General features: G+C 32.8%; 18 protein-coding genes. 6 read left to right on the top strand and 12 right to left on the bottom strand.

Translation table 11 applies throughout. The features are described 5' to 3' along the window. Positions 1-3 precede the first annotated feature (3 nt). Both J4418_03500 and J4418_03505 read left to right on the top strand, forming a co-directional pair. Positions 4-246 carry a hypothetical protein gene (locus J4418_03500; protein MBS3113122.1) on the top strand — a complete coding sequence of 81 codons (243 nt, stop codon included), beginning with the start codon at positions 4-6 and terminating at the stop codon, positions 244-246. Next, positions 236-643 carry a hypothetical protein gene (locus J4418_03505; protein ID MBS3113123.1) on the top strand — a complete coding sequence of 136 codons (408 nt, stop codon included), beginning with the start codon at positions 236-238 and terminating at the stop codon, positions 641-643. The genes J4418_03500 and J4418_03505 overlap by 11 nt, the downstream gene beginning before the upstream one ends. A 2-nt stretch (positions 644-645) precedes the next feature. Here J4418_03505 and J4418_03510 read toward each other — a convergent pair whose 3' ends face one another. Then, complete coding sequence (locus J4418_03510; GenBank protein ID MBS3113124.1) at positions 646-1,857, bottom strand: hypothetical protein; 1,212 nt, start codon at positions 1,855-1,857, stop codon at positions 646-648. A 112-nt stretch (positions 1,858-1,969) separates the two neighbouring features. Here J4418_03510 and thyA point away from each other — a divergent pair, with 112 nt between their 5' ends. Genes thyA through tmk form a run of 3 tightly spaced genes read left to right on the top strand, consistent with a single transcriptional unit; the run spans position 1,970 to position 4,107 of the window. Continuing rightward, positions 1,970-2,938 carry a thymidylate synthase gene (gene thyA, locus J4418_03515; protein ID MBS3113125.1) on the top strand — a complete coding sequence of 323 codons (969 nt, stop codon included), beginning with the start codon at positions 1,970-1,972 and terminating at the stop codon, positions 2,936-2,938. Then, a complete protein-coding gene (locus tag J4418_03520; GenBank protein ID MBS3113126.1) occupies positions 2,938-3,405 on the top strand; it encodes a dihydrofolate reductase in 468 nt (155 codons plus the stop codon). The genes thyA and J4418_03520 overlap by 1 nt, the downstream gene beginning before the upstream one ends. A gap of 6 nt (positions 3,406-3,411) precedes the next feature. Further along, entirely contained in the window at positions 3,412-4,107 is a 696-nt protein-coding gene (gene tmk / locus J4418_03525) for a dTMP kinase (GenBank protein MBS3113127.1), read from the top strand. 197 nt (positions 4,108-4,304) lie between these two features. Here the strand turns inward: tmk and J4418_03530 are convergent, their stop codons facing one another. Continuing rightward, entirely contained in the window at positions 4,305-4,820 is a 516-nt protein-coding gene (locus J4418_03530) for a hypothetical protein (GenBank protein ID MBS3113128.1), read from the bottom strand. 53 nt (positions 4,821-4,873) lie between these two features. Here J4418_03530 and twy1 point away from each other — a divergent pair, with 53 nt between their 5' ends. Beyond that, positions 4,874-5,821, top strand: coding sequence for a 4-demethylwyosine synthase TYW1 (gene twy1, locus J4418_03535; GenBank protein ID MBS3113129.1), 948 nt, complete (start codon positions 4,874-4,876; stop codon positions 5,819-5,821). Here the strand turns inward: twy1 and J4418_03540 are convergent. The 10 genes from J4418_03540 to J4418_03585 all read right to left on the bottom strand — a co-directional run bounded on the left by J4418_03540 (position 5,818) and on the right by J4418_03585 (position 21,582). Further along, positions 5,818-6,348 (bottom strand): hypothetical protein, encoded by a 531-nt coding sequence (locus tag J4418_03540; GenBank protein MBS3113130.1) that lies wholly within the window; start codon positions 6,346-6,348, stop codon positions 5,818-5,820. The genes twy1 and J4418_03540 overlap by 4 nt on opposite strands. Continuing rightward, positions 6,341-6,820 carry a hypothetical protein gene (locus J4418_03545; GenBank protein ID MBS3113131.1) on the bottom strand — a complete coding sequence of 160 codons (480 nt, stop codon included), beginning with the start codon at positions 6,818-6,820 and terminating at the stop codon, positions 6,341-6,343. Before J4418_03545 ends, J4418_03540 begins: the two co-directional genes overlap by 8 nt. Position 6,821: 1 nt before the next feature. After that, positions 6,822-7,838 (bottom strand): hypothetical protein, encoded by a 1,017-nt coding sequence (locus tag J4418_03550; protein MBS3113132.1) that lies wholly within the window; start codon positions 7,836-7,838, stop codon positions 6,822-6,824. 88 nt (positions 7,839-7,926) lie between these two features. Continuing rightward, positions 7,927-8,406 carry a hypothetical protein gene (locus tag J4418_03555; protein MBS3113133.1) on the bottom strand — a complete coding sequence of 160 codons (480 nt, stop codon included), beginning with the start codon at positions 8,404-8,406 and terminating at the stop codon, positions 7,927-7,929. Beyond that, complete coding sequence (locus J4418_03560; GenBank protein ID MBS3113134.1) at positions 8,403-14,363, bottom strand: hypothetical protein; 5,961 nt, start codon at positions 14,361-14,363, stop codon at positions 8,403-8,405. The genes J4418_03555 and J4418_03560 overlap by 4 nt, the downstream gene beginning before the upstream one ends. Positions 14,364-14,576: 213 nt before the next feature. Further along, a complete protein-coding gene (locus J4418_03565; protein MBS3113135.1) occupies positions 14,577-15,671 on the bottom strand; it encodes a hypothetical protein in 1,095 nt (364 codons plus the stop codon). Between the two features lie 62 nt (positions 15,672-15,733). Next, positions 15,734-19,537: a hypothetical protein gene (locus J4418_03570; GenBank protein ID MBS3113136.1), complete on the bottom strand. Its 3,804-nt coding sequence runs from the start codon at positions 19,535-19,537 to the stop codon at positions 15,734-15,736. Between the two features lie 231 nt (positions 19,538-19,768). Continuing rightward, positions 19,769-20,302, bottom strand: coding sequence for a hypothetical protein (locus tag J4418_03575; protein MBS3113137.1), 534 nt, complete (start codon positions 20,300-20,302; stop codon positions 19,769-19,771). 40 nt (positions 20,303-20,342) lie between these two features. Beyond that, the gene (locus J4418_03580) at positions 20,343-21,218 is read right to left on the bottom strand and encodes a TIGR00269 family protein (protein ID MBS3113138.1); all 876 of its coding nucleotides are present in this window, start codon (positions 21,216-21,218) and stop codon (positions 20,343-20,345) included. Continuing rightward, positions 21,202-21,582, bottom strand: coding sequence for an iron-sulfur cluster assembly scaffold protein (locus J4418_03585; protein MBS3113139.1), 381 nt, complete (start codon positions 21,580-21,582; stop codon positions 21,202-21,204). Before J4418_03585 ends, J4418_03580 begins: the two co-directional genes overlap by 17 nt. Positions 21,583-21,604: the final 22 nt, after the last annotated feature.

The raw sequence follows: 21,604 nt of genomic DNA on the forward strand, positions 1-21,604 counted from the left end.
AAAATGGAACAATCAATAAAACAAAGACAAATCGCATATAAAATTAGTCTTTCAGATATACATACAAATGATTTTATTAAACAAGAAGGGTGGGAACCAAACTACATTATGTGCGGAGATAAAAAGATAAGCAGAGTAAATTTAATAGGCACTGTAATAAGCCCAATTAATTCTGAACAAAACTACCTGGTCATTGATGATGGTAAATCAAATATTGTACTGAGGCAGTTTGAAAATGGATTATGACATAGGCAATGTTATAAATGTGATTGGTAAAATCCGAGAATTTAATAATGAACGTTATATTCTACCTGAAATTATTAAAAGAGTAAGCCCAAAATGGTTATTGGTCAGAAAAAAAGAAATAGAATGTTTATATAATGAAGGATTTTATAAATTGAAAAATGTAAAAGAAGCACTAATTAAACCAACTTCTACTACTGCTGAAAAAATGGAGCATACGAGCCCCAAAGACGGAGAAGAAATTTTGCAAAAAATTCGTGAACTAGATTCGGGAGATGGTGCAAATATTGAAACTATTATTCAGAATTATGGCAGTGATTCAGAAAAAATAATTAAAACTTTACTTGAACAAGGAGATATTTTTACAACTAAGCCGGGCAAAGTTAAAGTTTTAGAATAAACTTATTCTTTTTTCTTATATTTTTCCCACGTATTTCTTATATTATGAACATTATCTTGATATTTTTTAAACTCCGGGTGCTGTTTTACATCCTCAGAAAAATATTCGCCAGTTTCCAGCTTATTTATTAAATCCTGCCTGGTTAAAACTCTAAACAAATTTTTATCAGTTTCCGGTCTTGTAGCGCAAACAATTCTTTTAATCCCTATCTGGACAATCTTTTTTGCGCAGTTGATGCAGGGTAAAGTATCATATATGTCCCCATTTTTGTCAACACCAACAATATAAATGGTTGCGCCTTCTAAACCATGTCTGTCATATGTAAAATCAATAGCATTTTCTTCAGCATGACTGGAAATGCATGCTTCATATCTTGTGCCAGGAGGAATTTCCAGTGTGTCACGGAAACACATTTTTCTTTCAAGACTATCTATGATTCCGCGCTGCGCCCCATTATATCCCGACCCAATTATAATATCTTTCTGGCTTACTAAAACTGCCCCATGCCTTCTCCTTAAACATGTCGCTATCCTTGTATTCGCCCAAGCCTGAACAAGATAAAAATGTTCTTTTTTGTGCCTGTCAAAACCATTTTCACGCTGAAACGAATCAACCCAATTGATAAAATCGCAATTATTTTTTACAATCTTCCTCCCTTCATGAGCAAGCCTAGTCTCACGTTTAGTTTTAATTTGCCCGATATATTCAGAAAGTTTTTGGAATAACAAGAAATCAGTATCATTATTTTCAATGATATGATCATATAACTTATTATCAATTAATCCGTTTAAACCCATTTCTTTGCCATCACGTTCATCACGTTTTTTAAAATCTGACTCTGAAAGTTGAAGCTCTTCTCTAAATTTAAACCGATTTTCAAAAGTTCTATTTATGTATATCAAAGAAAAATCCGGGCCAAACGTATCCCTAAAAAGTGTAACTTCGCCCGGACTGCGAAAACCCGAGACTGCAATATTCTCTTGATATTTTAATTTTTCACAAAGCATTGTTGCAAGAATATGCTGCGTTGAGACTTTTCTTAATGCTACGCCAAGTTTGGACTGATTTTCTTTTGAATTTTCAAGATTGAGTTCTTTCAACATCTCTGAAAGTATGTCTGAAAAAACATATTTTGTAAATCCATAATTTTGGACTAAAAAATCTGCGACAAAATCTTTACCCGCCCGCGCATATCCAGTTAATCCTATTATCATCTTGTCACCACTTTTGAAAAGGTTTTAGTTGATATATATAGATTATCACGATAGGATATATAGATTTTGCGCAAGAAATTGTTATATATTGTTATAAATTTAATTTTACAAAATGAAACAATATTTAGATTTAGTCGATAGAATTCTTAAAGAAGGCGAACTAAAAGAAAATAGAACTGGTGTAAAAACTTATTCTATATCCGGCACAATTTTTGAACATGATATGCATAATGGATTTCCTCTAATCACTACTAAAAAAGTTGCTGTACATGCTATTAAAGTTGAACTTGAAGGATTCATAAAGGGAATAACAGATAAAAAATGGTTTCAAGATAGAAAATGTAACATTTGGAATGAATGGTGCAACCCTGAAAAAGTACCTTATGGACATGATAAAGAAACAAAAATAAAAATGATGGAAGAACGCGATTTAGGACCTATCTATGGCTGGCAATGGAGACATTTTGGAGCAGAATATCAAGGAATTAAAAATGAAGAAGATAATGCAGAGTTGCCTGATGTAAAATGCAGAAGTGATGTTGATTCAAATCAAGTACCACTTAACGCATCATTAGCTAATATGTTTGAAAAAGAAAGTTATAAAAATAAGGGCATTGACCAACTTGAAATTTTAGTAAAGAAACTTAAAGCTAATCCTGATGATAGGAGAATGATTGTTAGTGCTTGGAATCCGGAAGATTTGGATAAGATGGCTCTGCCTCCTTGTCATATGAGTTACCAAGTTACAGTTACAAATGGAAAACTTAATTTAATGTGGAACCAGCGTTCAGTTGATACTATGTTGGGTCTTCCATTTAATATTGCGAGTTATGGTATTTTATTGCATCTATTGGCAAAAGAGGCAAGATTAAAAGAAGGAAGATTAGTGGGATTTTTAGGAGATACGCATATTTATGAGAATCATATTGAAGGAGCTAGGGAACAATTAAATCGAGAACCATATTATTTGCCAATTTTAGAAACTGAAAAGTTTACCTCATTATTTGATTGGACATACCAAGATACTAAATTTGTAAATTACGAGCATCATCCAAAAATAAAATTTGATGTAGTTGTATAATGAAACTTACAATAATAGCCGCAATTTCTGAAAATAATGTGATAGGAATAGGGGATAAACTTCCCTGGAATATTCCTGAAGACTTACAAAGATTCAAAAAATTAACACATGGTTACCCTATTATCATGGGTCGTAAAACATATGAATCAATTGGCAGACCTTTGCCAGAAAGAAGAAATATAATCTTATCAAGAAATCGGGATTATGGGTATAAGGGTATTGAAGTGGTAGGTTCTTTGGAAGAGGCAATAAATCTACTTGAAGATGAATATGATAAAGCCTACGTCATTGGAGGTTCAAAAGTTTATGAAGAATCTTTGCCTTTAGTTGATCGGCTTGAACTTACGAGAGTACACAGAATTGTAAAAGGTGACACATATTTCCCAAAAATTGACTATGAAAACTGGAGAAAGGTCAGAGAATTTAAAATGAAAGATTTTTCATTCTTAACGTATACTAAAAGGTGAGATACAATGAAATACATGATAGAAACCCCGAACAAAAAAAATAATGGAATTGACTATTCAGGATTATTTATTACATTTGAAGGACCAGAAGGTTCAGGTAAAAGTACTCAATCTAAAAGGATATATGATATATTGAATAAAGAATTTGAAACTCTTGCGCCTTTAACAAAAGAACCAGGCGGGCCTGAATCAGATTTACAATCAAAAATTAGACAACTTTACTTTTTTAATGAAGAGGAAAGAAGTCCAGAAGCAGATTTATTTTTAATGCTAACTGATAGAGCCTTACATCAAAGATTTCTATTAAAAAATCTTGTAAATGGTAACATAGTAATCTGTGATAGATATGCAGATTCAACTAGAGCTTACCAAGGCGGTGGCGGAGGACTTGATTTAAACATGATTGACGCTTTCAATGCAATCGCTACAAAAGGACTTGAACCGGATATTACTTTCTTAGTTGATGCAAGTTATGAAACCGCTATGAAAAGGAAAAAAGGTGACAATTTAGATTATTTTGAAAAAAAAGAGAGAGATTTTCATATGAGAGTAAGAGATATGTATCACAAAATTGCAATAGAAAATCCTAACAGATTTATAGTTGTTAATGGAGAACCAAGTATTGAAGTTGTTAGTCAAGAAATTCTAAAAAATGTAATTAATCATTCAGCATATCAAGCCTATCTTAAAAGAAAAATATAAAATTAAAATTTATTCTTCTTTTTTTTCTTCCTTCTTTTTTTTGGAAAACTTGTCTAAGGGTAAACAACCTCTTTGTGCGTTATAACTTATGCTAATCTTAAATCACCTCTTCACTAATTTTTATAATTTAAAGATTTATAAAGAATATTGTCCTGTAAGCCGATACCACCTATGAGGGATAATTAAAAGTTACGAACTCATAATAGCGAATCTTTTGAAAACATCTCTTTTAAAGAAGTTAATTTATGAACCTTAACCCTGCCAGTTTCAGCATCAACCTTTAAATTAACAGAATTAAAATTAAAGCTAATCGCCGTAATATTCCATATAGTTCCAAATTCGGGCAAATTTTGAAGTATCATTATTTTTTTATTTACTACTTCACCAGAATACTCCTTTCTCAAGAAAGAATCAACGATTACAAGAATTTCATTAACTGTAAGTTTAACTTTATTCATTTCAACAGGATTTATCCTTGAACCCGGTTCCTTAAAAACTTCATCAGTTCTATTATCAACTATTTTCTGATTCATTAAACTAAAAGTTGTAATCTTGTCCTCTTCTGGATCATAAAACCCTATCTGCCAATCTTCCATTATTTCTTTATCGAGAGTGGTGAATGCATAAGAAAAAATAGCAACGGGGTGCTTTTTTTTCCAATTAATGAAAGTTTCATCTTCTTCAAGAATGTGCCACGCATTTTTGAACTGCATAAAATTAAGAAAACCCTAACCTTTAAATATCTTTACATGAAAACAAGCCTAGAATGATTATATCGGAAAATAAAAGAAAGGATTTAGAAAAACAAGGCTACCGAATTGTTGGTAATCATAGCGCAATTAAACTTTGCATGTGGTCAAAAAAGGCTATTAAGTGTGAAGATGTATGCTATAAAAATACATTTTACGGCATTGAAACACATAGATGTGTCCAGATGACCCCTGCCTTACCTTATTGCGGGCATAGGTGCGTATTTTGCTGGAGAGATATAGCGTTTACTGAACCTAAATGGAACGGACCTGTAGACGAGCCTAAAGAAATTATCAACGGGTGCATTGAAGCCCAAGTTAAATATTTACAAGGATTTGGAGGCAATGATAAAGCAGATCAAAAAAAGTATAAAGAATCTTTAAACCCCCTGCATTTTGCAATATCATTAAGCGGAGAACCAACTCTTTATCCCAGATTGCCTGAATTGATTGATGAAATAACTAAAAGAGGAATGACTTCTTTTTTAGTAACAAATGGCACAAACCCTGAAATGCTAGAAAAAATAAAGGGACATGAACCTACGCAATTATATTTAACATTGCCTGCCCCGGATAAAGAATCCTACATTAAAACTTGTCACCCTATTATTAAAGATTCATGGGAAAAAATACTGGAATCAATTAAAATATATAATAAAATTAATACACGAAAAACTATTAGACTTACGCTTGTTAAAAATATTAATTTAATCAAACCGGAAAAGTACGCAGAACTTTTCAAAAAGATTGAAGCTAACTTCTTTGAACTAAAAGCGTATGTATGGGTCGGACATTCAAGAAAACGGTTAGCTCAAGAATCAATGCCTATGCACCATGAAATAGTTGAGTTTGCTAAAATGATTATAAAAAATTATCCTGATCTAAAAATAATTGATGAAAAGGCAGAATCAAGAGTCGTTTTACTTGCAAAAAAAGATTTTAATGGAAGAATAATGAGATTCTAACAAAGGTCTAAACTTGCCTTAGCTAGAGTTATCTGGGTCGGCAAGATTTGTTCGTAATGTTCATATGTTTTGCACGTTTTAGTTTTGATTTCAAGACCTTTACTGACATAATCTGCATCTTGCAATTCTAAAATATCAAACTGATAATCAATGCCCCACTCGGCCAAAGTCTGTTCAAGGATAATTCCAATCTGACCTTGTAAATACTCGCAGGAATTTTGAGTTGAACATGAAATAGCTGCGCCGTCAACACAATCAGTAATTAATTCCGATATTTTAAGTTGTTTGCAGGGAGTGGTTGTTTTTAATAAAGTGTTCAAAGTATTGGCTCCTATTTCGGTCCTTGCGACATCAACTACAACAGACCGGGAATTTAAGGGAGGGATTAAATTTATAAAAAAAATTGTGCCTGCCAACAAAACTAATATCACAACTGCAATTCCTAAAATTTCTATCTGCGCTCTCTTTGAATAATGCATATATAATCTAAAATGATTAAATTTTTTTAATTTTTGACATTTAACCATACACGTTCACTTCCAGTATTCCGTAATTATAAATCTTATTAATAGGGTCATATATTGAAATAGGGATTGAAAAAGTATCATTGTTTGAAAATAAGGGTTTTACTTTATTATAGAGTGTTACACCAAACATTTCAGGATAAATTGATTGAGTTTTTATTGTGCTATACCCTAAAATCCTAAAATAATAATCTTCATTAGCTGTATCAGACATTATTAACCTTGCGCTATTCATTCTTAAAATATCTATGCAATGATCTTCCAGTACATTATTTCTTCTGCATTGAAACTCAGGGAGCAATGCGATTTTAGTTGCCAGCTGTACGGCATTTCTGGTCTTGAACTCTGAAACTTGTTCTTCAATTGAACCAGATTGGAATGCCATAAAAAAAATTATTACGATCACTATCAATACTAAAAATATAACTAGTACTCCGATATTCTCGACCATTTTAAGTTGAGCTTTTTTATTCATCTTAATAGATTGGCGGACAAGAGTGCAGTGGCAACTCTTCGTTATTCGCTTTTATTTGATTAATTAAAGTTTTGATATTATTAAGATAAGATAATACATCTTCTTCTTTTTCTTCAATAAATGACGTTGAAGATAAAAAGCTATATAAATTTGCAGCTGCCGGATTATACCTCTGATTACATACAGGAACCAAACTTTTGAGAGAAGATACTCTTTCGCTGATAATGTATGCTAATTGTTCATACCTTTTTATTGCCTTGCTTAACATACATTCATAATATTCTGCATTATCCACCATAATAGAAGCTATCAAAGTAGCATCGTCAAAGAAAACACTGGAAGGATTTAATTTTAATTCAAATTTATTGACCCCTGGCAATTTTTCATAAAAAGAAACAACACCATTAGCATTAATTTTTAGCGCATTAACTCTAAGATTAATAAAAGAAGGGTGTAAGGATTCAGGGTCCATATTAAGAAAAATAAATTTAGTTATAGTTCCTTCTTCCTGTAAACTTGAAGAAGATTTAACAAATTGTTTAGTGATATGTTCCGATAATAATGCTTCAATCTTAAGCTTCAAAGAGTTAGAAGCGCCAGCCTCATCATGCACAAATACATATTTTATATTTGAAGTTGTAATAAATAAAAAATTGGAGATAAAAAAAGGCATGTTCCAGGGCATAGACCACACAATTAAAGGTTGAATATTAAGAGTTGAAGGAGCAAAGGTTAAACGCTCTTCAAAGCCCCCTGTTAAATCTCCTGATGAATATCCTTGGCAATTAAAAAAAAGTTCTGAATTAGGAAGGTTAGGTATTACTGCTGAAGTATCACTGCTCAGGCCCATTCCGGAAAAAATAGAATTTAAGCTAGTAATCAGAGTTGCTGAAGCTTGTTTTTCAACTGTTCCCTGAATCCTATAAATAACAATTGCAAAAAATAATAATATAACTGAACCGGCCATAAGCACAAATATCCAATTTATAGGAGTTTCAACCTGTCCTCTTTTAAACATATTAAATTTTTAAGTTATTATAGTTTATATTATTTATGTATAAAACAAGGTTATCCTAACAAAAAAAGGAAAGATAAATAAGATTAAACTATGGCATGGAAAGAAGCGCAGATTTGCCTTTGCCTGCGATTTGCAGTTTAAAAAAACCAGAAGGAATTTCCACACATAAAGGGGAGGTTTCAAGCGCGATTTTTTCTATTTTTAAATCCTTTTCTTGTAACGGAAATAAAAATACATTAGCAACACCATTATTTACAGAGTCGCATATAAGCGCCTCATCTCCTGCTAATTCAGAAGACAGCGCACACTCCTTATTAAATTGAAAAAAACAAATTTTGTTAAATTTTAAAGGTAAAGTGAATTCAGGGACTCTAATAGTACCAGGTAATGAAGAAATTTCTTCAATTTCTTGCATTAAGCGCTTTTCAAATCTTAAATACATAACAGCTTCTCCCCTGTCAGTTAAAGATTTAATAGCATCATAACCATATATCAGAATTAATGCACCTAATACAAGCGCAAGTAAATATACCATGATATCTGCAGGAGAAAAAGCTTTGCGGTTCATTTTCTTTTTTTCTTTTTGATTGTGCTAGCATTGACAAATTTACCCAGCTCATCAATTGAACTTTTAGAATCTCTCCTAAATGAAGTAATCTTGCTCAATTGTTCAAAAACCTCCTCAGATTTACTACTTTTTGTCTTTCTTAAATTTGTAGCCTTTTCAAGCAAATGAAATAAGTCATGTTCTTCTTTTTTAATGAATCGGCTTAATTTATCAAATATTTTGCCTTTAGTTGTTTCCTCAAGAGATTTAAAAAGCTCGCTGCCTGTTTTTTTAGAGTACTCAATGGGTTTTTTTGGAATAATAATCCGCTTAATTGGTTGTATTCTCTGTTTAGGCATAAAAGTATATGAACCTTGACTTGGCACTAAATATTTTAGATACACAAAATAACTTAAACCCCCTAAAAGCGCTATTACTAAAAATAAGAATAATATTGTATTAAATATATTTGATTCCTCCTCAATAATTAAAGGTATGACTGAAGTATTATTAACAAACCTTGATATTAAAATGCACCCATTATTATCAACAGGTTCGCCAAGTGGAGTATTTGGACATAAATCCAATTGATCCCGCACCTTATCTCCATCCTCATCTAAATATCGCTGAATTTCAGAACAGCCCTCTTTATCAACAACTGCGCCCTCTAAAGTATCTTTACATTGATCAGCTCTGTCAAATATACCATCATTATCAGAGTCTCCAGCCTGCACATCAATTTTTTCTTGCTTAGTTGCGCAATTACCGACCGAATCACAGGCCTTTCCGCAAAAAAATATTGATTCAGATAATTCTATCTGCCCACTATATTGATTAACCGGCGCGCACCCCAGTTCGGACGAAGTACCATATTTTAATGAAGCAGCATCACAACCGGATTCATCATTACATACTAATAGTACATTAACCCCTGCAGAAGAGGGCAGGACTCTAAATACAAGATTAGGGACTTTTCTTTCTTTACATTCGGGGTCAAGACTGGTCTTGATAAAAATAGGACTGCTTTTTTTAGATAAACTTTTTAATCCGGCCCCATTTACTGCTACTGCAATTATTTCGTATTTTTTACTGCCGTTTTTGCTGTTAGTTGAACTTAAATCAATGTTAAACTGCGGGTCATTAGAAGTTTGGTTTGCTAAAATTGTTGTTCCTTTATCGTCAATAACATCAAAGTTATATGATGCAATTTTACTTTCATTGTCATTTGCATTAAAAGAGATGCCTAATTTAGATTTATTTCCAGCAGAGCAACTATAATTTCCTCCTGAAACGGATAATAAATTAGGTTTACTAACATCAATTGTAAATGTATATGTTAATTCAGCAATTTCCGGATTTGATAGTGCCCCTGTTAAACTTGTAATTGTACTGCATTCTAAATCTATTGTATGAGTAACCGGTTCAAGCCTTCCAAGTTTATAGCCATGGGATAAAGAATTACTGCTTATTACTTGCCATCGTCCGGAAACATTTTTGTATTTACAATCTGCAACTTCATTAGTCGTAAAATTTAAATCAATAAATCTTTCTGAAGTATATACAGGAGGACTTTGCACTTCAATATTAAGCACCTGTTCCTCTACTTTAAAATCGATATTTTTTTTACTAGTAAGTTTACCTGATAAATCTTCACATTGCACATAATAGGTTTCTGTTCTCGGCCGGGCATTGAAAGGCAGAGGTTTATAATGAATTTTTTTATATGAATCAGATACGTCTTTGCTTTCACCCGGGAAATAACGCATTTGATCGTAACTAGCGGAAGTTGTGCTAAACTTGCAAATGGTGCTCTGTTCATCTGTTTCAACCTGCAACTTTGAATTAATTCCTTGCTGGCTTACAATGGGCGGATCTGCAACTGCTTTTATGATTTCAGGAAAAGTAGTGTCAACTTTTAAGATAAACGCCTGTTTAACTACGCTTCTGCCATCATCGCATATTATATAAAATGGCTGTTCATTAACCACTGTGAAACTTGACTTTTTATGTTGAAGAACACCAGTAATATCAAAATTCAATAATAATGGAAACTCAAAATTAGTCGGTTCTATAAATGAATACTTACAAGACGCAGGCCATGTTGTCCTAGCTCTTAATTCGATATTTGCCTGTCCGGCCACTCCGTGATGAGGACTCTCTAAAATAATTTGAGTTTCTAAAACATCAATACCAAATCCAATCTCATAATCAAAAAGAGGAATATTATTTAAAGTGTCATTTGCATTTACATATAATCTATAGCAACCATTTGATAATGGTTCAGATACAGTAAATCTAAATGTCCTATCATTTAATCTTGTTACATTCATCTGAATATCAAAATTTCTTAAGCCATACCTAATTAATTCAGTGGGCTCATCATATATTACAACAATTACCGGCAATGGAGTTTTAATTATTGCGCCGTCAGAATTTTCTAATTCATAACTTGAAGGCACTGGTCCTTGTTTATCAATTAAAAATGAAAAAGTTTTTGTATATTGTTTTCCTTCGACATTTGTGCCAATAAAGTATAATGTTGTTTCAAGTTCTGCCCCGTCTAACATTAAAAGTGAAGGGCTAATTTCAAATTTTTGGTTTATAATTGGAACTTCAATTTTTTGTGAACCTATAAAGTACCATAACCTTTCTAAACCAGAAACTGTTCCGTTGATATATATATCTGTATTTTTTAATTGATACACGCTTTTACCATTGAGTATTGAAGAAGAAATGATTGCATCTCTGTTTTTTACTTCTGTTAGAACTATACTTGCGGGAGCGGTTCCAACTGGTTGTTGGCCACTAACTTGAGTATTAATATAAAAGAGGCTTTGTTCATCCAAATTTTCATTAATTCTCCACCCATGCTCTGCCATCGCATCCATTTGAAAAATACCCCTTGTTACCAAATTTGTAAAAGATGAAGGATTTAGATATGTTTGCCAAACGGTTTTGTCAGCAGAATTTGGATAGGGGGTAGGTAATACATGTGTTCCCCCATTTGCTAAAATAAACCCAAATTGGTTAAACTTTTCAATGGGTTTTGAAGAAATAATTTGAATAATATATGGCTCTTGAGAACTCCTAAGTATTGTCCTATCTGGCGCAGGCAATCCGCTCCCCGTATCAATAATTGCAATTGCGACTTGGGGCAAAACCTTGTCAATTTGAATTGTATTTGTCTTTATAGTCTCAGAATTCCCCCCCGAATCAACAGAATAATAACTAACTGGGGTTGTTTGACCAAGTGAAATTGAATTTAAAAAACTTGTAATGGGATTACATCCAGTTCCAGTGCAATAGAAGGTTTGAGCGCAACCAAACTCAGAACTATGTCCTTGCTTTCTCTGCGCAGGGTCCTGACAGTCAAACATTAATTCAAAATCGTTATGCAACCAGTCGGCTGTACAAGTTTGAGATGCGCCCCTTATATTAGTTATTGGGCTTTTTTGATCAATAGTAAACCTTATTTCGTCATTTTCTGAACCAATAATTGCGCCAGTTTCAAGTAGTTCACATTTTACATAGAATTTATGATGAGACTTTAAAGGAGAAACATCAACAGTTGCAGTATGCAATAAATTGTTAGTGGTTTCAAATAAATTTGTCATATGCGCATAACTATTTATACTATCACTGTACTTACAAGTAGCAGCTCTTACGCTAGTTATACTTAATTGAATATTTTCATAATAGTTTAATGTTCCGGTGGGAGATGGATTAATTAAACTCATGTCCCCATGAACATTAATTAAAACATTATCCGTTTTAATATTGCCGGACCTGTCACTGCATTCATAATTAAAAACATGATAACCGTCAGGAATGCCAGTGTAATGAATAGTTTTATCAGAAATTAATTCATCAATGATTTCATCTACCGCATTAAATTTGGTATTACCTTGTAAAAGACTACCTTTGCAGCTTACTAAAGTATCTGCATTGTCTCTCGCCGAAATTGTAATGTCTACCTTAGACGTCCAGTTATCTTCATCATTTTCTTGAGGAGTTGAAACATATGAAACATTTACGCTTGGTTGTTCTCCATCAACATAAAACTTAAAACTTTTAACCTCTTCAAGATTTTTGGATTTATCTACGGAATAATAAGTTAATGTATAAAAATCGCTATCTCCTATTACTTTTGAAAATTTGCTTCCTGAAGCGGGTATAGTTGGATAGGTCCAGTTTTTTTCAATTGCGTAATATGTGATAGTGTCAGTACCAGAATAAAGGTTATCAAAAACTGAAAAACCTATTTCAATATTTTGCGGCGTAACGGGGGTATTAGCAACTATAGTTATAGGTGCCACATTATCAGATTGGCAATCATAATCTGTTTCAGCGCAATCCCTTAATAAATTACCATCTGCATCTTTAATACATCGGCCAATCCATTTACATGTTCCTATTCCGAATATATCCTCGCTTCTGTTCAGTATCCTGTTAGTTGCTGAATCAAGTTGTATGCCGACAAATTTTGAACCGGTGCAATCTTCTTGCGTTTTATAATCAGCGCACCCTATCTGAGTACTATCAATACATGCATTTGGCGAGTCTATCCTATTTGTATAACGGCACTCTTCTCCGACTAAATCACATATATTAACACTGCATCCTCCCAATAAGGCATTTGATGGAGATATACACTTACTGCAGTCTTGATATTCTGCCTGAGAAGGACGGCACACCCCTATTCCTAATTCATCTTGTTCAGATGTTTGCCATTCACAATCGGATACCCCGCAGGTATTTTGTCCGCAAGAACTTTGACTTTTATAATCATAACAAGAGGTTATTTGCATACATTCATTATATGTATCAACACTAAATCGCGAATAGTCTAAATAACATGACGCATACGAACATTGCGGCAGGAAAAATAAACCAAAAGGCGTTGCGCATTCGCCGCAATTTCCCCGAGGATTGCATGAACCAGATATGCAGACGGCATTGGTTTGAAGGTCACAATTAAAAACTCTCACAATTTGATTTTGAAGATTGCATCTTGCTTCATAATTCTCATCGCAAAATTGATTAGTGATTGAAGCAGAATTTAATCTAACGCATAACTTATCCATTGCGCCAACAGTCAGAACATTAGAATACTTATTCACAGCGTTATTTGTTGAATCATAATAAAAAGCTCTAACCCTATAAGAATATGCATTATTATATGCAATAGCCGAATCAATATGGCTTCCATTGGTTATACCGGACTTTATAGGATACCAATCACATAACAATGGATCCTCAGAATTACACCTTTCAAGAATAACATTAGTAGGCTGGCAGTTTGTTACTGGAAATGACCATATTAAACGTATTGCTTTTTGTCCGGAAATTGCTTGTGCCACCTGCAAATTTGCAGAAACCGGATTTTGACTGCAGCTTATTGGACAACGGCATGCATTAACTGTACCAGATGCTCCGCAATTTCCCGCGCAATCAGATAAAGCCCCTTCTGCCTTTGTATCTAAAGTGCCGTCACAAATTTCATAAAAATCAATTTGGTTATTTCCACATAAAGTTTGATAAAATAGGGGCGTTGGTTGGGGAGGAAGCAATATTGTTAAATTATTCAGAGTTTGATTAAGGATTGTTAGATTTGTTGGAGTCGTCGCGCCTGTATCTACAGTTAAATTAGGTTCTTGTTCAATAATGCCACATATTTCGTCGCACTCGGTTTCACCGGGATAAAAATTAACTTGAGAACATTGATTACGTACCACGCTTAATATACTTTGCCCGGGGTCACAACAACAGCCAGTATCGCAAAGATCGGTCTCAACAGCCGAACATGCCTGGTTTGGATAAAAAAAAAAATTTCCTATATCTGTACATTCCTCTCCAAGCGTAAATTGACATCCATTAGGACTAACGCAACAGCCTTCTACTGCTAAAACTGAATCTAAATTTACTAAAAATGTAAACATTAATACAAAAAATAATATAATCATTCCCTTTTTTTTCATCTATTTACCCGGTCCATATTATTATAAATATATAACAAAATTATTCTTTATATAACTATCGCTTTTATTATTTCAATTTATCAAAATAAAATACACTCATTTTTCGCCAGTATATAACTAATAATGTCAGTGAGCTTTTGACATCTCACCAGAAGCAAAGTTACGAGATATGTCTATCAAAACCAGACGCCCCTATAATCTAAAAAATCGAATTTAAATTTCAAATTCCACTCTCTTCCTTGCTCTAAGTCCATAAGGATCTTTAATTGTAATTGTAACCTCGTGCCTTCCTGGACCAACTAAAATAGGTTGCATATAAAAAGTGCCATCTAGTTCATTAAAAGCAGAATTATCAATTGTAATCTCTAATGCATCTTCATCAGGGTCAAATATAAAAGGAGTGATTTCAACTCTATTGGGAAAAACAATTACCGCAATATCAAAAAAAACCGGCGGCCTATTTTCTCTCACAAATTTAAAACTATAGGCGTGACCATCAATAACAGATTTAAAATCAGTAATCTCAATTAAATCCCCATCGATTTCTGTAGAAGCAATATCATTAATTACTTTTACATAAAAACCCTCATAATATTCTTGTAATTCATTGTAATTATTTAATATATCAAAATTAGAATAGGAAACCTCTGATTTGGTCAATGCTTTAATAAACTCATGAAACTTTTCTAATCGGATATTAAATTCTTGATTAAATACTTTTAATTCAAAAATCTGATTATCTATGGTATAATTAATTGGAAAATATAAATTAAATAAAATATTTGAATTTCCAATGATTGTTTCAGCAATCGGTAATTGGTATTCCACGCCTTCAAAAAGAGTATCAAGTTTACTGCACTCTATTATTTTTTGTTCTATATATGCATCCAATTGTTTTTGTATTGAACCTGTTCTTGCATAAGATAAACATGGTTGAAAGTTTTCGTTCCTCGCATTTAAACCTTCTGAATTACAAAGGTTGGGAATTTTGTCTCTTCCAAAAAAAGGAAATAATGTCGATTCTTGTCTAAAAGGAAATGGAATAACCTTTCCCGAAGGAAGCGGCTGATTAGATATACCCACTAAAATCCTATTTCCAAGATAATTAATTTTTTTATCTTCTTCTGTTAAAAAAATCTTGCCTCCTTGATTTCCGATTAAAGCCAGTCCATCAGTTGCAGTCCGTTGTAAACATTTGGTTACATATGACGTTAATAATGTATTTTTTAATGCTGACTGTGTTGAGGTAACTAAACTATTATTTTCCTGAATAAAAGTTGTAAGAACATAAAGAAATAAAAAAATCATAAGAATAACTGCGCCTAATATAATAAATACCGTTATTTGTGACTTTTTTTGGAACATTTTCCTTAATTTTTGGTAACAATAACTTGAGCTAAGTTAAATTGGCCATGTTGATTAACTGCAATCAGTGAAATAGTTTTAATGCCCGGTGTTTTAAATAATAAATAAGCAGGACCTTCATACTGCACCCCTTTAAATTCCCCATTTATAATTTCGGAAGAATCAGTATCCCAATAATAAGTTACACCATCCTCTGGATTCGCAACCCTCAAAATAATATTATCATTATAAAAATATCCTGTTCCAGATAAAGGCAATTCTATCTCGGCGTCAGGAGGACTAAAACTTGTAAATGTTTTTGAATTTAACCTTAGCGCAGAAGTTGCATACTGCCATATTTCTTCAAATGAATCAATATTAGTATTAAATGAAAATAGTTTATAATTTGCATAACTTGAATCCGGATCTGAAATAATAGGTTGGCAAAAAACATTTATTTTATTTACTAATTTGCAGACATCTGTTTTAAATCCATTATAGTCAACAGACATAAACAAATGTTCAGGGTCTGGCTGTTCAAGCACCCCTAAAACCTCTTTACTCCCTAATTTTGAAAAATAGAGTCTATTAAAATCCCTAACCCCTGTAAAAAACTCAGCGCCTTGAATTTCGCCCCTTATCCCTCTTAAAATCGGCCTAATTACCGATAAAATTAATTCAATCGCTACATCTAATGGATCTTTTATGAAAGAAATAAAAAGTTGATCACCAAATATGCTATCTATATAAACATTATTTTTTGAATAAATGACAGTGTTATATTCCTCATTATACCAAAGTTTGTTGTTACCATTAACACATCTCCCATAAACATCTCCTTCTGCTTCAAAATCATTACAATTTAAATCAACTAACCCGGCAAATTCTTCTAATTTATTTGCATTTAAAGACGTTCCAAGTATAACCTTACTGGATGTTTTTAATACACAAAAATTATTTGCGCCTCCTTCTGATAAAAATGTTGCAAGAGTAGGATCATCCAAATAAGGCAAAGTATTTTCAGGAGTATCGCAATATAAACTAAATTCATTAGAAGATTCTTTTTCGGCCTGTTGCAATAATTTAGTTGCTAAAATTTTTGTTCTGGTGCTCCAGGTACCATCCTTACAATAAAAGTCCCCGGCTGATTCTTCTTCAAATACACATCTTTCACCATTCCAGCACGTAGTTTGTTCAGGACAATAAGCTGAAGACGAACCGTCCCATTTTTCAGCCAAATATACGTCTGTCCAAATGCCGGAACTGTCCCTATCTAAAACACACGCTTGCAAAACTGGATCTCCAAAATTTCCTCCTGCAAGTAAATCAAGAGAAGTTGTTTCTTGTATTCCTGAACTTGCATCAATACATGCTCTGCCTGTCCAACACTGAGAATCTGCACAACAAACGCTTTCAATATTATCAGGAGTTGATTTTATTGTGTCTCTAGCTACAACATTATAAAGACCATATAATTTTTTAGACCATTTGCCATTTGGAGAACATACATACCCTTCAACAATATTACAGGAACTCAAACCAACAGGATTTACTATTTTACTAAAATCTCCGTGAACAACTGAGGTTTTTGAATCTGAACACGAAAGTAACCCATTTGAACTGTACAATATATCGGCATCTTCTGAATTCGGATCAAAATCTGCAACCGCAGTTCCTTCTTCTAATAAATTTCCATTCCAACAATAATTATTACCATCTTGATAGTATTCATTAATATCATCACCGCAACATTGCGTACCAGACCATAAATTTCCAGGAATAGAGTTACATGCACTTTCATCTGAATCAAGATCATTTATCCATAAGTTTGGCCTCGTAGCTGAATTATATGACTCCCCACTGCAAACGAAATCAGTCCCTTCTTTTACTAAATGCATTTTATCTATAAAAATTAAATTATGATAATTAACTGAACCTATTGAGAAATCAGAACCATCCTCTGCAGATGCTTGTTTATTTACTCTTAATTCGATAATATTAACCTCATTATTGCTTATAATCTCATTTACAGGGATTCTAATTTTTATCCATTTTTGTAACCCTTGGCCATTTGAAGAGTATTGAGAATTTAAAATTGGCTGATTAAACAATGTTTGATAATGAGAGCCTTCATTACCATTTGTGTTTTGTAATTTTTGACCGCCAATATATAACTCCAGATTTAAATCATCTACGGCATATACAAAAAATTCAATATAATCAAAACTTGACCAGTCATTTAATTTTGAATCTGCTAAAAAGCTCCCAACAGGATTTTTATCATTAAGAAATATAGATAAACTATACACGTCTTCTAAATAGCTTGTTCTTAAACCCCAGCCATACGGCCCGGGCTGACCTGCTGAAGATGTAAATTCTTTGATCGTATTTAAAAATGAACCCGGCAGTCTAAACTCATTATTATCTTTATTAACACAAAGTAAAGCATCTGGACAACATTCTATAAATCTTGAATCTATATCTTCTTTGGCGCAAATAAATCTTGCAGCAATCTCTCTATTGTCAATCGTAGTAGTTTGCCCTACCGACGTATGAGGAACTCCTGTTCCTGTCGCGGAAGCCTGAATTGAAGGAGAAATTCCGCTTTGCAAATACTCCTCCCAGTCTAAGCTTGTAGCAGTTGATGTATCTGAAGAAGGACCAATACCGGGAGAGGATACAGTCAACTCTCGAGGAGCAGGATTTTGTAGCCGCCCTCCTTCGGGCAATTGTATTCCATTCTTCGTGTCTGGAACTAAAGAATTTGCATCACATGTATGCCAATAATCTCCGTTAGATAACATTTCATATTCAAATGTTTGCATATTATTATCAATATTTTCCGCAGTAAATATTTTAAAAACTTGGCCGGATAATAATTCCTCTCTTGTATCCATCCATTGTCCTCCATAGCAGGCTATAGTATTTAATGATACAATTCGCCCTGTATCTTCTTGACCATCATCACCGCAACAAGATTCAGCAGATAATTCCGGATTCCACGAATTTGTGCCGCATCTGTTACATTCGGCTTCATTTTGATCTCCGTCATTTTGCCAGTCTTGTGACAAATCTAAATCATTAAAATAAAATTTAGAACCTTCTTCTCTTAATCTGCACCCGTCGTCAATCCTGATTACATTAACTGGAACTGGTTCTTCTTTTCCATACAATTGGCTTTCATAACACACTAAACGACCATTACTAGTATCTGATTGCATGGTTACCCCGTCATAACAACACCGACCATCTGGATCCCCTGCGCTATTCAATGCTCCTCTTATATCTGCGCAACAAACCCCCTGTTCTGAAAAATATGTTGCAGAATCACAACTTCCTAAAGTTCCGCATTGCACGTTGCCATTAACTTTTAAATATGCTGCAAAAGAGGGAGGAGTATAAGAGTAAGGCGCAGGAGAAGAAATAGGATAATTACAAAAAGGCAAAGAAGTAGGGAAAAGATCTGTAATATGTAGAGAGGAGGGTTCAAATTTAGTTTCGATATTTATCGTGCCAGTACTCCCTTCCGGAATATGCTGAGCATATTGGGGCTGCTTAATACGACACCACAAATCTAATTGCGCTGCGCGATTATTTTGCAATGAATCGTACTCTGCTTGAGAAAGGCACCTGCCCCCAACTAAATTATTTGAAGAAGAACAAGCTCCTTGAACCCAATATGGATCTAAACATTGGTTATGACTTAAATGATTAAAATAAGTTACAGGCGCGCCTATTGCAGACCAAACAGAATATGTTTCTGCAGAAACTAAAGAAGATAAAAGGGAACCAAATAATAAAAATATTAAAATTATTTTACAATTTTTCAAGTATCTATCAAACCCCTTTTTAATGTCTTATAATATTTATAAGATTATAATATTTAAAGGTTTGCATTAATAATTCCAAAAAACTAATAAGAGTAGAATGTAAGGAATTATATTTGAATAAATCACTCTCAAGATTAATCTTATTCCTCAAAAATAAGCCCGTTAAATCATTAATTAAATAACCAATATAAATCTATTTTGATATGCTTATTATAAATAAAAAGAGATATTTTAAAATTGTTTTAATGATTGTTTCGCCTCTTTAGGATGCATGCCTAAAGTAATTCCAAATGCGATTAAATCGTGCGCTGCGCGCATTTCATAAGGAAATCTTGCGAAAGAAGCAATTAACATTTTTAGGCTATATTTTCTACAAATTTGAATATTTTGTGACATCCTCCCTAAAAAATTAACTCTTAATCCTTTGTTTGATTTTAACAATAAATTAAAATTGAATCCTACAACTTTTTTTTTCTTTTCAATAATTTTTGCAAGCACCTGGTTTAACCCAGACCTTTTTGAGTGAGTTAAATCCTTTTTTGAGTCTGTCTCTAAATTAAAAATAATCTCAAACTGCCCTTTTTCTATTACATGTCTGTTGTTTTCTGAAGATTCAACTAATATTATTTTTGAAAGTTGCCGGGCTTTTTGAATTTCACAGGATTTGCACAAGATTGCAGAATATGTCCCTTCTAACTTTAAATCTTGAAATTCTTTTAATGAATAAATAAAACATAATTTGTTAAAGCCTAATTGTTCAGACATATATATAAATTCTTTTTCATTTTTATTTGGAAATACAAAGTCAATCATTTTTCAAATTATAAATTATTTGGCAGGTTTTACAAATATTTTGTGATGTGGGCTCTCCACATTTTTTACAAGTTTCTATATCCTTCTCTATTTTATAAACTTTTTTAAGAACCGGCAAAATTCTTAGAAAAGAATCAATTATATTTTCTCTAACTTGAGGGTTAATTATTTCCAGACTAGATAATACTTCTTTCATGCTCCTTCTTAAAGAATCATAGCTGCAGGGGCATTCTCCATATTTTACAGGAAATTTTTGAATTTTGGAATATTTTTCAATGTCCGTTTCTCTTATAAAATATAAAGGTTTGACCCTTTGAACAAATTTTTCACTCTGAACAACGCCAGTTATGGGTCCAAGTCTTGCGCTAACAGAAAAATCCCCCCTAAGTAGATTCATCATAAATACCTGGGCCTCATCATCAAGATTATGCCCCAAAACTAATTTGTTTGCGCCAAGTTTCCGAGAATATTTATTTAATAGATATCTCCTCAATACCCCGCAAATAGTGCATGATTTAAGATTTATTCCTTTTGATTTTAAAATAGATCTAATATAACATAATGAATAACCAAATTCGTCCCTTAAAGAAATATGGTGCAATTTAATGTCCATTTCTTCACAAAAACTAACAAGGTTTTCTAAACTTTGTTTGCTATAATTCCCTATGAATGAATTGATAGTTATGGCTTCAAAATCATATCCTAATTTCTTTAACACATAAAGCATAACAGTAGAATCTTTTCCGCCGGATGCAGCTACTAAAATCTTGTCTTTTTTATTAAATAAAATATATTTGTCAATTGTTTTTTTAATTTTTTTTTCTATTTTATTAGTAAATTTTAATTCTGTTTTAGTTAATTTTTGCATTTTTTTGTTTATAATCTTTTAATGCTGATTTTAATGCTTCTTCGCCAAGGACTGAACAATGAACCTTTAATGCCGGAACTTCGCCAACATAATTTAAGATGTCTTGATTTGTCAACTTTTCTGCTTCTTCAATAGATTTATCTTTAGCAATTCGGCATAATGCTTCAGATGAAGCAATAGCAGCTACGCAACCAAATGTTAAAAATTTAATCTCTTTTATTTTATCATTTTCTATTTTTAAACTTACTTTCATTACGTCGCCACATTTCATGTTGCCGACTTCGCCGATTCCTGAAGCGTTCTCTACTTCTCCAGTATGTTGCGGGTTTCTAAAAAGTTCAATTAGTTTTTCATTGTAGTTCAACATTTTAATCACCTTAAAGGTA

This window comes from Candidatus Woesearchaeota archaeon (assembly GCA_018303425.1).
In the GTDB taxonomy this organism is placed as follows: Archaea; Nanobdellota; Nanobdellia; order Woesearchaeales; family JAGVYF01; genus JAGVYF01.